The sequence below is a fragment of the Paraburkholderia translucens genome, assembly GCF_020881035.1.
In the GTDB taxonomy this organism is placed as follows: Bacteria; Pseudomonadota; Gammaproteobacteria; order Burkholderiales; family Burkholderiaceae; genus Paraburkholderia; species Paraburkholderia translucens.
In genome coordinates, this window is sequence record NZ_JAJITC010000017.1 from 48661 (window position 1) to 63660 (window position 15000).

The following is a 15000-nucleotide window of genomic DNA, read 5'->3' on the forward strand; positions in this document are numbered from 1 at the left end:
GTGCGACGGCCCGCCGGGCCAGACGATTCAACGGAATTTCAACAACGGTGCTGCGCAACGACCTCGACTCAACTGCGTTGCGCCGCGATCACAACGATTTCGACGAGGCACTTCGGGTTCGCGAGCCTGGCTTCGACGGTCGCGCGCGGCGGCGTGTTGCCCTGCGCGACCCACTCGTCCCACACGGCGTTCATGCCTGCGAAATGCGCCATGTCCGAGATGTAGATCTGCACCGACAGCAGCAGCGACTTGTCGCTGTTCGCTTCAGCCAGCAGACGGTCGATGTGGCCGAGCACTTCGCGCGTCTGACCGGTGATGTCCTGATCGTCGTCTTCTGCGATCTGACCCGCAAGGTACACGGTGCCGTTGTGCACGGCCATTTCCGAGAGACGCTTGCCCACGTGGTAACGAATGACTGCCATGAAAATCCTGAGCTGGTGGGTTGATCCAATTACGTCCCGCATGACACGACCGATGAGAATGTCGTGCGGAACTCAATATTATGACGCGTTCGCGGCCGGCCCGATGAAGAACGCCCTCGCGAGCGCGATCTGGTCCGCCGCCAGAAACGCCGGCGCATGCCCGACGCCCGCGATTTCCACGCTCGATACCGCACGCCCGGTCGCCACCATCTTCGCGACCGTTTCACGCGACAGCAAATCCGACTGCTCGCCGCGCACCACGAGCACCGGCCCCTGGAACGACGCCAGCGAATGCCAGAGCGCCGCCTCGCCGAGCTTCGCCGCTTCCTCGGTGACCGCGGCGAACGGCTGCGCAATGCGCGGATCGTAGCGCGGCACCCAGGCGCCGCCCTCCTCGCGCAGCAACGGCGTATTGATTTCGCGCCATTCGTCCGGTGTCAGCGGGCCGAAGCCTTGCGCGAGCTGTGCGGCGTAGTCGACACCTTCCTGCAGCGTATCGAAGCGCGCCGGCTTGCCCAGGTAATCGCCGATGCGCTCGACCGCGGCCGGTTCCAGATGCGGCCCGACGTCGTTCAGCAGCAGCTTGCGGATCGGCGTGTCAGGCAGGCCCGCGAGCCCCAGGCCGATCAGACCGCCCATCGAAGTGCCGAACCAGTCGACAGTGTCGACGTCGAGCCGCGCGATCAGCGTGACCAGGTCGGCGACGTACTGCGGCACCGCATATAACTTGGGGTTGGGAAGCCACGACGACAAGCCCCGGCCGACCACGTCCGGGCAGACCACGCGATAGGTATCGGCGAAGTCGGCGGCAAGGCGGTCGAAATCGCGCCCCGACCGCGTGAGTCCATGCACGCACAGCAAGACGCGCGGATTGTCCGGGTCGCCCCATTCGGTATAAGCGACGCGATGCAGGCCCGCCGCGCTCGCGCACTGCACGTAACGTTGACGCGGCTCGGGCCGCCCGGCGGTGGAAGCGGAAGTCGTTGCGGTCATCTGGGATCCTTGCGAAGGCGCTGCGGATGGGCTCGGACGATTGTAAACCGCTTCGTCGCGCGGCAAGCATCGGCCAGAAGGCTTAGGAAGGTCGATCCAGCGGGCGGGCGCACAAACAGAACGGGCGAGACTCACGCCTCGCCCGTCCGCACGACACGTTGCCGGGGCGCCGCCGCATCGGCCGGCGTAGCCTCGTGGCGATCCGCGTCAGCTCACCGCACTCACGTCGAGCGGCGCGCCGGTTTTCGCCTTGATTTCGTCGACACTCACGCCCGGCGCGAGCTCGGTTACCTTCAGGCCGTTTTGGGTCACTTCGATCACGCCGAGATCGGTGATGATCTCGTCGACCACGCCCACGCCCGTCAGCGGGAGCGTGCATTCTTCGAGGATCTTGTGCTGGTCGCCCTTCGCGACGTGCTCCATCAGCACGACCACGCGCTTGACCCCCGCGACGAGATCCATCGCGCCGCCCATGCCCTTGATCATCTTGCCCGGGATCATCCAGTTCGCGAGGTCGCCGTTCTTGCTGATCTGCATTGCGCCAAGAATCGCCAGATTGATGTGGCCGCCGCGAATCATCGCGAACGAATCCGCCGACGAGAAAATCGACGAGCCGGGCAGCGTCGTCACCGTCTGCTTGCCGGCGTTGATCAGGTCGGCGTCGACTTCGTCTTCGGTCGGCGACGGGCCGATGCCGAGCAGACCGTTCTCCGACTGCAGCCACACTTCGACGCCCTCCGGCACGTGGTTGGCGACGAGCGTCGGCAGACCGATGCCGAGGTTCACGTAGAAGCCGTCCCGCAGTTCCTTCGCCGCGCGCGCGGCCATTTCGTCACGAGTCCATGCCATGATCAGTCTCCTTTCGCGCGGACGACGCGTTGTTCGATGCGTTTTTCCGGATGCGCATTCAGCACGATGCGTTGCACGAAGATGCCCGGCGTGTGGATCGCGTCCGGATCGAGCTCGCCCACTTCGACGATCTCTTCGACTTCCGCGACGGTGACGCGGCCCGCCATCGCACACATCGGATTGAAGTTGCGCGCGGTGCGGCGATAGATCAGGTTGCCCGCCTTGTCGGCCTTCCATGCCTTGACGAGCGCGACATCGGCGGTCAGCGAGTGTTCGAGCACGTAGTGGTTTTCGCCGAACTGGCGGGTTTCCTTGCCCTCGGCGATCTGCGTGCCGTAGCCGGTGTTCGTGAAAAACGCAGGGATGCCCGCGCCACCGGCGCGCAGCTTCTCGGCAAGCGTGCCTTGCGGCGTGAATTCGAGCTCGAGTTCGCCGGCCAGGTACTGGCGTTCGAACTCCTTGTTCTCTCCGACGTACGACGAGATCATCTTTCGGATCTGGCGCGTCTCGAGCAGCAGGCCAAGGCCGAAGCCATCGACGCCCGCGTTGTTGCTGATGCAGGTGATGCCCTGCACCTTCGAATCGCGCAGCGCGGCGATCAGCGCCTCTGGAATGCCGCACAGCCCAAAACCGCCGACGGCGAACGTCTGGCCGTCCTTGACGATGTCCTTCAGCGCCTCGGCGGCGCCTGGATAGACCTTGTTCATCAGTTTGTCCCTTCCTCTATGGAAACCCGAAGCCTCTGCGCAGGCCGCCGGATCATTGCGGTTGACTTTGCGCCTCGCGAACTTGCCGTCGCCTCGCGAAACCGCTGCGTCATTCTTGTCATCCGCGGCATGCGCCGCGTTGTCATCTGCCCGAAAGAGTACGCTCGGGCCGCCATGCGGCACAATACGCAAAAATACATAAGTACTTGCCGACCGCTCATGCCCGCCCTGGATTACCGCACCGCGTTTCACCTCGCGCCGATCGGACTCGTGCTGTCGCGCGAACGGATCATCGAAGACTGCAACGACCAGCTCGCGTCGATCTTCGGCTACGCACGTGACGCGCTGATTGGTCAGTCGTTCCTAATGCTGTATCCATCGGCCGATGAATTCGAGCGGATCGGCGCGCGCATTCCGCCGATCATGACCGCGCACGGCAGCTACGCGGACGACCGCATCATGAAGCGCGCGAACGGCGAGCTGTTCTGGTGTCACGTGACGGGCCGCGCGCAGCAGCGCGCCGACCCGCACGCGGCGGGCGTCTGGACCTTCGAGGATCTGAGCGCGACGCGGCGCGTCGCGGTGGAACTCACGCCGCGCGAGCGCGAAATCGCTGCGCAACTGGTGACCGGCAAGACCAGCAAGCAGATCGGCCGCGTGCTCGATATCAGCCCGCGCACGGTCGACGTCTACCGCGCGCGGCTCATGCGCAAATACGATACCGGCAATGCCACCGAACTGTTGCAGCGGCTGCTCGGGCATTGAGAGAGAGGGGGCTCGAAACGCGCGGGGCCGCGCTCTCAGGCCGCCTTGACGAGCGCCGCGCGCTCGATGGCCGCGCGCAGTACGTCGGGCACCGGCAACGACTTGCCCGCCGCATAGTCGATCCACACGCATCGCGCGGCGCCCCGCGCATAGAGCGTATCCGGTTCATCGGCGCGCAGGAGCTCGAAAGCCGTATCGAAGCTGCTGCGCCCCGGCGTCGCCACCGACATTCGGCCGATCACGTCGCCCGGATAGTGCAATTGCTTCAGGAACTCCATCGATGCATTGACGATCACCGGCCCCTGCCCCTCCACGCGCTGACCGAGAAAGTCCATGTGCTCGAACCACGAAATGCGCACCTGTTCCATGTAGCGGAAATAAACCGTGTTGTTGACGTGACCGAAGGCGTCCATGTCGCCCCAGCGGATCGGCATCGTCATTTCGAAAACCGCGTGAAAATCGCTCATGCTGTACTTCCGTTATTCCTTCTTCTGCGTGACTGCCGAAACTCTGGACGACCGGCTCACGCGAGCCCGAAGCCGTCGTCCGCGGCGATCACCGAGCCGTTGATGAACTGCGATTCGTCCGCCGCGAGCAGCAACAGGAGCCCGTCGAGATCCTCCGGCTTGCCGACGCGATGACGCGGCAACATCGCAACGAGTTTCTGCCCCTGGTCGGTCGACCAGTGGTGATGGTTGATTTCGGTGTCGATATACCCCGGGCAGATCGCGTTCACATTGATGCCGTGCTTGCCCCACTCGAGCGCCATCGCCTTCGTCATATGCACGACCGCAGCCTTGCTCATCGAATACAGGCCGATTTGCGGCAACACGCGCAAGCCCGCCATCGATGCGATGTTGATGATCCGGTACGACGGCTTCTGTGCGTTGTTGCCGCGCATGATCATGCGCTTGGCAACTTCCTGCGCGACGAAAAACGCGCCGCGCGTGTTCGTGTCGAACACGTATTCGAAGTCCGCCGGCGTCACCTCGGACAGCTTCTGCGTGGTCGACACGCCCGAGTTATTGACGAGAATATCGATGGTGCCAGCCTCGGTCTCCGCATGCGCGACCGCCGACTTGATGCTCTGGTAATCGGTCACGTCAAGCGAGACGACATGCGCGGCGCCGCCGGACGCCTCGATTTCCGCGCGCAGCTCCTTGAGCCGTTCGGTGCGTCGGCTCGCCAGCACGACCTTCGCGCCGGCCTGCGACAGCACCTGCGCGAAGCGCTTGCCCAACCCGCTCGAGGCGCCCGTAATCAGCGCGACCTTGCCTTCCAGATTGATCGAACGGCCCATTGTCTTTCCTTGTTCGGTTGTGGTGACAACTGCGGTTGACGGGGTTCGGTACGACCGCCACTCAGGGTCGATACCGTATCATGAAATAGTACGATCGTGCTAATCTGTGGCTTTTGGGTTGCGGTGCGGGAATCGATCGCCCACAATACGAACCCGAAAAAACTATTCTAACGGCAAGAGGAGCATCAATGACCCCCGCAAGTCTCATCGAGCAGTACGGCCCGCGCGAGTCGATGGAGTACGACGTCGTGATCGTCGGCGGCGGCCCGGCTGGCCTGTCGGCGGCGATTCGTCTGAAGCAGCGCGCTGCCGAACGCGGCGTCGAGCTTGGCGTGTGCGTACTCGAAAAAGGCTCTGAGATTGGGGCGCATATTCTGTCGGGCGCGGTGATGGATCCGCGCGCGCTCACCGAACTGATCCCGGACTGGAAAGAAAAAGGCGCGCCGCTCACCGTCGACGTGACCGAAGACCGCTTCCTGTTCCTGTCGGAAACGGGCGCGAAGAGCGTGCCCGCCTGGGCGCTGCCGGACAATTTCAAGAACCACGGCAACTACGTGATCAGCCTCGCGAACGTGACGCGCTGGCTGGGTCAGCAGGCCGAGGCGCTCGGCGTCGAGATTTTCCCGGGCTTTCCGGCCGCTGAAGTGCTGTACAACGACGACGGCTCGGTCAAGGGTGTCGCGACCGGCAACCTCGGCATCGGCAAGGACGGCGAACCGACCGAGAACTTCCAGCTCGGCATGGAGCTGCACGCGAAGTACACGCTGTTCTGCGAAGGCGCGCGCGGTCACCTCGGCCGTCAACTGAACGACAGGTTCAAGCTGCGCGACGGCGTCGATCCGCAGGTGTACGGCATTGGCATCAAGGAGCTGTGGGAGATCGATCCCGCGAAGCACAAGCCGGGTCTGGTGATGCACACGGCCGGCTGGCCGCTCGACAACGACACCTACGGCGGCTCGTTCCTCTACCACATGGACAACAACCAGGTCGTGGTGGGCTTCGTGGTCGGCCTCGGCTATTCGAATCCGTATCTGTCGCCGTTCGAGGAGTTCCAGCGCTATAAGACCCATCCGGCGATCCGCGCGATTCTCGAAGGCGGTAAGCGCGTGTCATACGGGGCGCGCGCGATCACCGCGGGCGGCCTGATGTCGCTGCCGAAGCTGGTGTTCCCGGGCGGCGCGCTGGTCGGCGATGACGCGGGCTTCCTGAACGCATCGCGCATCAAGGGTTCGCACGCCGCGATCAAGACCGGCATGCTCGCGGCCGACGCCGCGTTCGACGCCGTGCAAGCCGGTCGTCAGGCAGACGAGCTGAGCGCTTACCCGGAAACCTTCAAGACCTCGTGGCTGTACACCGAACTGTATCGCGCGCGTAACTTCAAGCAGTGGATGAGCAAGGGTCTCTATCTCGGCACGCTGATGGTCGGTATCGAGCAGAAGCTGCTCGGCGGCAATGTGCCCTGGACGCTGCATCATCAGCACTCCGATCATGAGATGCTGAAGCCGGCTTCGCAGTGCAAGCCGATCACGTATCCGAAGCCGGACGGCAAGCTGACGTTCGATCGACTCTCTTCAGTGTTCATCTCGAACACGAATCACGAGGAAAACCAGCCGGCGCACCTGACGCTGAAAGATCCGACCGTGCCGGTCAACGTGAACTGGCAGACCTATGCGGGACCGGAGTCGCGTTATTGCCCGGCGGCTGTCTACGAGTTCGTCAAGAACGACGAAGGCAACGAGCAACTCGTGATCAATGCGCAGAACTGCGTGCACTGCAAGACCTGCGATATCAAGGACCCGACGCAGAATATCGTGTGGGTCACGCCGGAAGGCGGTGGCGGTCCGAACTATCCGAATATGTGATTGGCCAAGAAGGCCGCGTGCGCGATTGCGCACGCGATGCCGCACGAGATTTGCGGCGTGAGATGGCGCGTTACGGTGCGCTCGCCGCGATCTTCGGCGTGCTCACGGCCACGTCGCCGCATTGCGCGCGATGACGCAGCGCATGATCGATCAGCACGAGCGCGAGCATCGACTCGGCGATCGGCGTCGCGCGAATACCGACGCACGGGTCGTGCCGCCCGAAGGTTTCGACGACCACCGGCTGCCCCGCCTTGTCGATCGAACGGCGCGGCGTGCGAATGCTCGACGTCGGCTTGATCGCGATCGACACCGTGATGTCCTGCCCCGTCGAAATGCCACCGAGCACGCCGCCCGCGTGATTGCCGACGAAACCCTCCGGCGTCAGCTCGTCGCCATGCACTGAACCGCGTTGGGCGACGCTCGCGAAGCCCGCCCCGATCTCCACACCCTTCACCGCGTTGATGCCCATCATCGCGTGCGCGATGTCGGCGTCGAGGCGATCGAACAGCGGCTCGCCGAGGCCGACCGGCACACCGGATGCGACCACGTTGATGCGCGCGCCGATCGAATCGCCGTCCTTGCGCAGCGCGTCCATATACGCCTCGAGTTGCGGCACGATCTGCGCGTTCGGCACGAAGAACGGGTTTTCGCGCACCTGCGCCCAGTCGACGAACGGCACGTCGATCTCGCCGAGCGCCGCCATATAGCCACGAATCTCGGTGCCGAACTTCTCGCGCAGCCACTTCTTCGCGACCGCGCCCGCCGCGACCGTCGGCGCCGTCAGCCGCGCCGACGAACGGCCGCCGCCGCGGTAATCGCGAATGCCGTATTTCTGCCAGTAGGTGTAGTCGGCGTGGCCGGGGCGGAACGTCTCGGCGATGTTGCCGTAGTCCTTGCTGCGCTGATCGGTATTGCGGATCAGCAGCGCGATCGGTGCGCCGGTGGTCTGACCTTCGAACACGCCCGACAGGATCTCGACCTTGTCCTCTTCCTGGCGCTGCGTCACATGGCGCGACGTGCCCGGCCTCCGGCGATCGAGTTCGAACTGGATGTCGGCTTCATTGAGCGCCATGCCCGGCGGGCAGCCGTCGATCACGCAGCCGATAGCGGGGCCGTGCGATTCGCCGAAGGTCGTGACAGTGAAAAGCGTACCGAGCGTGTTGCCGGACATGGGCGTCGTCCAAAGAAATGCGAGGAGAACGCTATTATGCCAGCCCGCTCGCGCCGAGGCGGGGCCCGGTACCAGCAATGGCCGCTATTTCCGCGCGCCGCGCAGCTCAGTCACGGTCTGCTGCAGCTTCTCCGGCGTCGCCAGCGCCGGATCGATCGGCTCGCCGACCGCGAGGCTCAGCCGGCTCATCACGCCTTTGCTGATCGGCCGCGGCCAGTGCGCATCGAGCGCGCGCGAAAACACGCTGCCCCACAGACCGCGCAGCGCCATCGGAATGACCGGCGCAGGCGTGCGCTTGACGATCTCGCTCACACCGTGGCGAAACGGATTCAGCTCGCGGGTGCGCGTCAGCTTGCCTTCGGGAAAGATGCAGACGAGTTCGCCGTCGGCGAGCGCCTGCGCGCACCGATCGTACGCGCGCGCGAGCAGCGCCGGATCCTCATGCGCGGGCGCGATCGGAATCGCCTTTGCATGCCGGAACAGCCAACCGACGAACGGCGAGCGGAAAATCCGATGATCCATCACGAAGCGGATCGGCCGCGGGCTTTCCGCCATGATGACGATCGCATCGACGAAACTGACGTGATTGCACACGAGCACCGCCGCGCCCTCCTCCGGAATCCGCTCCGCATGCACGAGCCTGATCCGGTAGAAGGTGTGCACGAGCAGCCACGCAATAAAGCGCAGCAGAAACTCAGGCACCAGTGAATAGATGTAGCCTGCAACGACCACGTTCAGCAAGGCGGTGACGAGGAAGATCGCCGGGATGCCGAAGCCCGCGGCAGTCATGCCCATCGCCATCAGCGCCGACACGATCATGAACAGCGAATTGAGGATATTGTTTGCGGCGATGATGCGCGCGCGATGACTCGGCTGGCTACGGCTCTGGATCAGTGCGTAGAGCGGCACGCTGTAGAAACCGCCGAACATCGCGAGCAGGAACAGATCGGCGAGCACACGCCAGTGTACGGACCGCGCGAGAAATTCGCCGACGCTCAGCAGGTGCCCCGCCGGCGGCAACGCGTGGCTCGCGAAAAAAAGATCGATCGCGAACACGCTCATACCGATCGATCCAAGCGGCACGAGGCCGATTTCAATGCGCCGCTTCGAGAGCCGTTCGCACAGCAGCGAGCCGACGCCGATGCCGATCGAAAACGTGGCGAGCAGCACGGTCACGACGTCGGGATCGGCGGACAGCACGTCCTTGGCGAAGCTGAAGAACGACGCGAGGAACGTCGCGCCGACGAACCACAGCCATGAAATGCCGAGCAGGCTCAGAAACACCGTGCGGTTTTCGCGGGCGAGCTTGAGGTTGCGCCACGTTTCGCTCACCGGGTTCCAGTTGATGCGCAACTCCGGCTGAGGCGCGGGCGTAGCGGGCACGAAGCCCGACACCGCGCGCCCGGTCAGCGCGATTGCGATACACGCGCAAGCCAGCACCAGCGCGCCATGCTCGGCGAACCCCGCGCCCGCGCCGCCGACGATCGTGCCGACCAAAATCGCGACGAAGGTGCCCATCTCGACCATGCCGTTACCGCCGACCAGCTCCGCGTTCGACAGATGCTGCGGCAGATACGAGTACTTGACCGGCCCGAACACGGTCGAATGCACGCCCATCAGGAACGTGCATAAATACAGCAATGGCGCGCTGTGCAGCCAGAATCCGGCGCCGCCGATCAGCATCACCGCGATCTCGAAAGTCTTGACGAGACGCGTGAGCAAGGCCTTGTCGTATTTGTCGGCGATCTGGCCGGAAGTGGCCGAAAACAGCACGAACGGCAGAATGAAAATCGCGGAAATCAGGAAGGCCGCGGTTCTCGGATCGACGCCTGAAAAGCGCGCCGCCTGATACGTGACGAGCGACGTGAAGCCGATCTTGAACACGTTGTCGTTCATCGCGCCGAGAAACTGCGTCCAGAAGAACGGCGCGAAACGGCGCTGGCCGAGCAGGCGGAACTGGGATTCATGCGCTTCATGCGCGCGAGCGGCGCGGCGGGAACGAGGCAACGGACGATCGTTCATGAAGTGGGCCGAACGACGCGGATCCATGACAACGAAGCGGGCAGGATGGCGGGCACGCAGAGTGGCGCGCCGAGTCCAGACACCGGGCAGGACACAAAAAAAGCGCCCGCTTGCGCGCGCGCCCTGTCGGCGGATTCACGCTCGCGGCAACGGCCGGAGCGCGACATTCGAGCCACCCGCATCAATGCGCCGGCTGCTGCCCCTGTCCTTCCTGCTCTTCCGGCCAGTCGCGGATATACGCTTTCAGCATGCGGTTCTCGAAGCTCTGCTCCTCGACCACCGCCTTTGCGACATCGTAAAACGAGATGACGCCCATCAGCGTGCGGCTTTCCATGACCGGCAGATAGCGCACATGATGCTCGAGCATCATGCGGCGCACTTCGTTGACGTCGGTTTCGGGTGTGCAGGTGAGCGGATGGTCGTCCATCACCTTGCGGATCGTCGAGGAGCCGACGCTGCCGCCGTTCTCCTTCAACGTCAGAATGATTTCGCGAAACGTCAGCATGCCGACGAGGTCGCCGTATTCCATCACGACCAGCGAGCCGATGTCGTGCTCGGCCATCGTATTGACGGCGTCATGCAGCGTGGTGTCCGGCGTGACCGTAAAAAGGGTATTGCCCTTGACCTTGAGAATGTCGCTGACTCGCATGATCTATCTCCTGATACCGCTAATCTTGCAGTGCATGAAATGTTTTTCGATCCTAACGGAAAGGCCCATAAAAGGAAAGCGGGCCGCCAGCCAGGGCCCGGCGGCCTTTCGCGATCCCGAATACATAGGGCTTCAGTCTTTGAAGCACGCCCCGCTCCCGGCATACCCCGGGCAAACCCGCGATTCAACCCGCGGGAAAACCGCGCTTGAAGCGGCGCGCCGGTGATAGGATGGCCGCCCACCCTGACCTTTCGCGAGGCCGCTCGCGGCCCGCCGCTCACGATGTCCGCCAACCGTTTCGATACGCTTGCGCTGCACGCCGGCGCTGCCCCCGATCCCGCCACCGGCGCGCGGGCGACGCCGATCTACCAGACCACGTCGTTCTCGTTTCGCGACTCGGATCACGCCGCCGCGCTGTTCAACATGGAGCGCGCCGGCCATGTCTACTCGCGCATCTCGAATCCGACCGTCGCCGTGTTCGAGGAGCGCGTCGCCGCGCTCGAAAACGGCGCCGGCGCGATCGGCACGGCCAGCGGCCAGGCCGCGCTGCATCTCGCGATCGCGACGCTGATGGGGGCGGGCTCGCACATCGTCGCGTCGAGCGCGCTGTACGGCGGTTCGCACAATCTGCTGCATTACACGCTGCGCCGCTTCGGCATCGAGACGAGCTTCGTCAAGCCCGGCGACCTCGCCGCATGGCAGGCCGCGCTGCGTCCCAACACGCGCCTGCTGTTCGGCGAAACACTCGGCAATCCGGGCCTCGACGTGCTCGACATCGCCGCGCTCGCGCAAATCGCGCACGCGCACCGCGTGCCGTTGCTGGTCGACTCGACCTTCACGACGCCCTACCTGCTGCGCCCCTTCGAGCACGGCGCCGACTTCGTGTACCACTCGGCCACCAAGTTTCTCGGCGGCCACGGCACGACGATCGGCGGCGTGCTGGTCGACGGCGGCACGTTCGACTTCGAGGCTTCCGGCCGCTTCCCCGAATTCACCGAGCCGTACGAAGGCTTTCACGGCATGGTGTTCGCCGAGGAAAGCACGGTCGCGCCGTTCCTGCTGCGTGCGCGCCGGGAAGGCTTGCGCGACTTCGGCGCGTGCCTGCATCCGCAGGCCGCCTGGCAGCTGCTGCAGGGCATCGAGACGCTGCCGCTGCGCATGGAGCGTCACGTCGCCAATACCAGACGGGTGGTCGAGTTTCTCGCCGGTCATGCGGCGGTCGAATCGGTCGCCTATCCCGAGTTGCCGAGCCATCCTGATCACGCGCTTGCAAAACGGCTGCTGCCGCGCGGCGCCGGCGCTGTGTTCAGCTTCAACCTGCGCGGCGATCGCGCGGCCGGGCGTGCCTTCATCGAAGCGCTCACGCTGTTCTCGCACCTGGCGAACGTCGGCGACGCGCGCTCGCTCGTGATCCACCCGGCATCGACGACGCACTTCCGCATGGACGCCGCCGCGCTCGCCGCGGCCGGTATCACGGAAGGCACGATCCGTCTGTCGATTGGTCTCGAAGATCCGGATGACCTCATCGACGATCTCAAGCGCGCGCTGAAGGCCGCCCAAAAAGCCGTGTCGACCGCTCCCGCCGCGGCCAGTGCCCCTTCCCGTCCGGAGTCCGCATGATCGTCACCGTTCATGGCAAACCGGCCTACGCCTACACCGGCGGCAAACCGTTCGACGCGCGCCTGCCGACCGCCGTATTCATCCACGGCGCCGAGCACGATCACAGCGTGTGGGCGCTGCAAAGCCGTTATTTCGCGCATCACGGCTTCGGCGTGCTGGCGGTCGATCTGCCGGGCCACCGCCGCAGCGCCGGCCCCGCGCTGACCAGCATCGCCGCGCTGGCCGACTGGCTCGCCGCGCTGCTCGACGCCGTGGGCGTCGCGCGCGCGTTCGTCGCCGGGCACAGCATGGGCTCGCTGATCGCGCTCGACTTCGCCGGCCGCTATCCGCAGCGCGCGACGCACCTGGCGCTGCTCGCGACCGCACTGCCGATGACCGTCTCCGACGCCCTGCTGGACGCCGCGCTCCATCGGGAGCCCGAAGCGATCGGCATGGTCAACCAGTGGTCGCATTCGACGCTTGCCGCGAAGCCTTCATGCCCCGGTCCCGGCTTCTGGCTGCACGGCGTGAACCAGCGGTTGATGGAGCATGTGTCGGCCAGCGGCGAAGCGCATCTGTTCCACACCGACTTCACCGCCTGCCACACCTATGCGGACGGCCTCGCGCGCGCGGCCCAGGTGCGCTGCGCAACGCGCCTGATCGTCGGCCGGCGCGATGCGATGACGCCGCCGCGCGCGGCGAAAGCGCTCGCCGATGCGCTCGCGCTGGCGGGCGCGCCGGTCGACACCGTCACGCTCGAAGCGGGCCACGCGTTGATGACCGAGCAGCCCGACGCGACGCTCGATGCGCTGTTCAGCTTCGCATCGCAGGCGCCGCGTGAAGCGCGCTGAATGGCCAGGTTGCGTCAGGCCGGGGATCGCCGGACAATGAATCAAGCCTGCTTTTCAGCCTGCGGAGGCCGTCATGGCTCATACAGCACACACCGATCACTTCGCGAACTTCGCGGAGTTTTATCCGTACTACCTGAGTGAGCATCGCAACATCGCGTCGCGGCGGCTGCATTTCATCGGCTCGCTTGGCGTGATCGGCTGCCTCGCGATGGCGCTTGCCACGGGCGGCTGGCTGTGGTTGCCGGTGGCCGTGGTCTGCGGCTATGGCTTCGCGTGGGTCGGCCATTTCTTCTTCGAAAAGAACAAGCCGGCCACCTTCCGTCATCCGTTTTACAGCCTGATGGGCGACTGGGTGATGTTCAAGGACATCTGCGTGGGAAAGATTTCGTTGTAGTGCCGGCGGGCGGCTCGCAGTCGAGCCGGCTCCTCACGCCGGCTGGTGCGGCATCGAAGCCGCCGCACGCTCGCCGTCTGCGGGTCGCGCCGCCCTCGCTGCCGCGCGCGACGCGAGCAACGCGGCGAGCGACACCTTCAGCTTGTCGTTGTCGAGCGCGGCAAGCAGCATGCCGCCGTCCACGCGCGTGGAGTCGAGTTCGAGCTGATACGTGAGCTCCGCGCGATCGATCACGAACAGGTCGTACAGCCGCTGCACGCTCGCCTGCGCCGGGTTCGCGAGCAGCACGAAGTGCGGGCCCCCCTGGTTCTCCTCCAGCCGCGCGATCCACTCGATCTCTTCGAGCCGCTGCAGCAGCATCTGCGTCGTATCCATGTCGCGGCGGAGCATGCGTGCGAGCTCGGGCATCGTGTAGCCGCGCCTGCCGGCCTCGCGCGCTTCGCACAGCCGCGCCAGCAGTTCGAGCGAATCGAACAGATTGCTGCCATGGAACACGGGGCGATGAAACTGGCCGATGCGAATCGCCGGCAACGCCGACGCGATCATCGCGCCGGTCAGCGTGATGAACCAGCACAGGTACATCCACAGCAGGAACAGCGGTACGGCCGCAAACGCGCCGTACACCGCCGTATACGTCGGAATCCGGCGCACGTAGTAGCCGAAGCCGCGCTTGGCAAGTTCGAACGCGAGCGCGGCGATCACGCCGCCGACCACCGCGTCACGCCATGCGACGCGGCAGTTCGGCAAATAAACGTAAAGAATAGTGAACGCGAGCACGGTCAGCGGCAGCGTGGCGCCCGCGAGCGCCCATTCGATCAGCGGCGTGATGTGCTGCGCGGCGCTAAACGACATCGACTGCGTGAACAGATATGACGAGATCGACAGGCTCACACCGATCAGGATCGGACCGAGCGTGATGATGGCCCAGTAGACGAGGATGCGCTGGGCCACGGGCCGAGCCTTGCGTACGCGCCAGATCACGTTGAACGCGGACTCGACGGTCATCATGGTCATTACCGCGGTGACGAACAGCACGATCATGCCGATCGTGGTCAGCCCCTTGGCCTTCGACGCGAACTGGTTCAGATACCTGAATATCTGATCGTTCAGTTGCGCCGGCATCAGGTGCTCGGCGAGAAAAAACTGCAGCGACGCCTGGAACGAACTGAAGATCGGAAACGCGGTGAACAGCGCAAACGCGACGGTGGCGAGCGGCACGAGCGCGAGCATCGTCGTGAACGTCAGGCTGCCCGCGACCTGCGGAATCCGGTCCTCACCGATGCGTTGCGCGGCGAACTGCGCGAGCCGTTTGAGCGTGTCGAGATCAAAACGCACCCTTACCAGCAAACCTGCCTCCTTGATTCCTGAACTGCCCGACCTGGACTGCGGAAACCCGCGCCGCGTCTGGCCGAAGCA

Annotated in this window: 15 protein-coding genes; 5 read left to right on the forward strand and 10 right to left on the reverse strand. The window is 64.8% G+C overall.

What is annotated here, in order from left to right; translation table 11 throughout:
* Window positions 1-68: 68 nt before the first annotated feature.
* From LJ655_RS25370 to LJ655_RS25385, 4 genes are all read right to left on the reverse strand, one after another.
* Complete coding sequence (locus LJ655_RS25370; protein WP_230563936.1) at window positions 69-422, reverse strand: RidA family protein; 354 nt, start codon at window positions 420-422, stop codon at window positions 69-71.
* Window positions 423-500: 78 nt separating this feature from the next.
* The gene (locus LJ655_RS25375; protein WP_230563937.1) at window positions 501-1415 is read right to left on the reverse strand and encodes an alpha/beta fold hydrolase; all 915 of its coding nucleotides are present in this window, start codon (window positions 1413-1415) and stop codon (window positions 501-503) included.
* A gap of 207 nt (window positions 1416-1622) precedes the next feature.
* Window positions 1623-2264: a CoA transferase subunit B gene (locus LJ655_RS25380; protein WP_230563938.1), complete on the reverse strand. Its 642-nt coding sequence runs from the start codon at window positions 2262-2264 to the stop codon at window positions 1623-1625.
* A gap of 2 nt (window positions 2265-2266) precedes the next feature.
* Complete coding sequence (locus tag LJ655_RS25385; RefSeq protein ID WP_230563939.1) at window positions 2267-2971, reverse strand: CoA transferase subunit A; 705 nt, start codon at window positions 2969-2971, stop codon at window positions 2267-2269.
* Between the two features lie 219 nt (window positions 2972-3190).
* Between LJ655_RS25385 and LJ655_RS25390 the strand changes: the two genes are divergently transcribed.
* Window positions 3191-3736, forward strand: a complete 546-nt coding sequence (locus tag LJ655_RS25390; protein ID WP_230563940.1) for a LuxR C-terminal-related transcriptional regulator — start codon at window positions 3191-3193, stop codon at window positions 3734-3736.
* Window positions 3737-3771: 35 nt separating this feature from the next.
* On the opposite strand, the gene LJ655_RS25395 is transcribed toward LJ655_RS25390, so the two are convergent.
* Together LJ655_RS25395 and LJ655_RS25400 are read right to left on the reverse strand one after the other, a co-directional pair.
* Complete coding sequence (locus LJ655_RS25395) at window positions 3772-4203, reverse strand: acyl-CoA thioesterase (RefSeq protein WP_230563941.1); 432 nt, start codon at window positions 4201-4203, stop codon at window positions 3772-3774.
* A 56-nt stretch (window positions 4204-4259) separates the two neighbouring features.
* Window positions 4260-5036 carry an SDR family oxidoreductase gene (locus LJ655_RS25400; RefSeq protein WP_027198225.1) on the reverse strand — a complete coding sequence of 259 codons (777 nt, stop codon included), beginning with the start codon at window positions 5034-5036 and terminating at the stop codon, window positions 4260-4262.
* Window positions 5037-5224: 188 nt separating this feature from the next.
* Between LJ655_RS25400 and LJ655_RS25405 the strand changes: the two genes are divergently transcribed.
* Complete coding sequence (locus LJ655_RS25405; RefSeq protein ID WP_230563942.1) at window positions 5225-6898, forward strand: electron transfer flavoprotein-ubiquinone oxidoreductase; 1674 nt, start codon at window positions 5225-5227, stop codon at window positions 6896-6898.
* Between the two features lie 70 nt (window positions 6899-6968).
* Here the strand turns inward: LJ655_RS25405 and aroC are convergent, their stop codons facing one another.
* From aroC to LJ655_RS25420, 3 genes are all read right to left on the reverse strand, one after another.
* Window positions 6969-8069, reverse strand: a complete 1101-nt coding sequence (gene aroC / locus LJ655_RS25410; protein ID WP_230563943.1) for a chorismate synthase — start codon at window positions 8067-8069, stop codon at window positions 6969-6971.
* 84 nt (window positions 8070-8153) lie between these two features.
* Window positions 8154-10091 (reverse strand): MFS transporter, encoded by a 1938-nt coding sequence (locus LJ655_RS25415; protein WP_230563944.1) that lies wholly within the window; start codon window positions 10089-10091, stop codon window positions 8154-8156.
* 181 nt (window positions 10092-10272) lie between these two features.
* Window positions 10273-10740 carry a CBS domain-containing protein gene (locus LJ655_RS25420; protein ID WP_230563945.1) on the reverse strand — a complete coding sequence of 156 codons (468 nt, stop codon included), beginning with the start codon at window positions 10738-10740 and terminating at the stop codon, window positions 10273-10275.
* 282 nt (window positions 10741-11022) lie between these two features.
* Between LJ655_RS25420 and LJ655_RS25425 the strand changes: the two genes are divergently transcribed.
* From LJ655_RS25425 to LJ655_RS25435, 3 genes are all read left to right on the forward strand, one after another.
* Window positions 11023-12360: an O-acetylhomoserine aminocarboxypropyltransferase gene (locus tag LJ655_RS25425; protein ID WP_230563946.1), complete on the forward strand. Its 1338-nt coding sequence runs from the start codon at window positions 11023-11025 to the stop codon at window positions 12358-12360.
* On the forward strand, window positions 12357-13190 hold the full coding sequence (locus LJ655_RS25430) for an alpha/beta fold hydrolase (protein WP_230563947.1): 834 nt from the start codon (window positions 12357-12359) through the stop codon (window positions 13188-13190). Before LJ655_RS25425 ends, LJ655_RS25430 begins: the two co-directional genes overlap by 4 nt.
* 73 nt (window positions 13191-13263) lie before the next feature.
* Window positions 13264-13584: an Mpo1-like protein gene (locus LJ655_RS25435; RefSeq protein ID WP_230563948.1), complete on the forward strand. Its 321-nt coding sequence runs from the start codon at window positions 13264-13266 to the stop codon at window positions 13582-13584.
* A 33-nt stretch (window positions 13585-13617) separates the two neighbouring features.
* Here the strand turns inward: LJ655_RS25435 and LJ655_RS25440 are convergent, their stop codons facing one another.
* Window positions 13618-14931, reverse strand: coding sequence for a YihY family inner membrane protein (locus LJ655_RS25440; protein ID WP_230563949.1), 1314 nt, complete (start codon window positions 14929-14931; stop codon window positions 13618-13620).
* Window positions 14932-15000 lie beyond the last annotated feature (69 nt).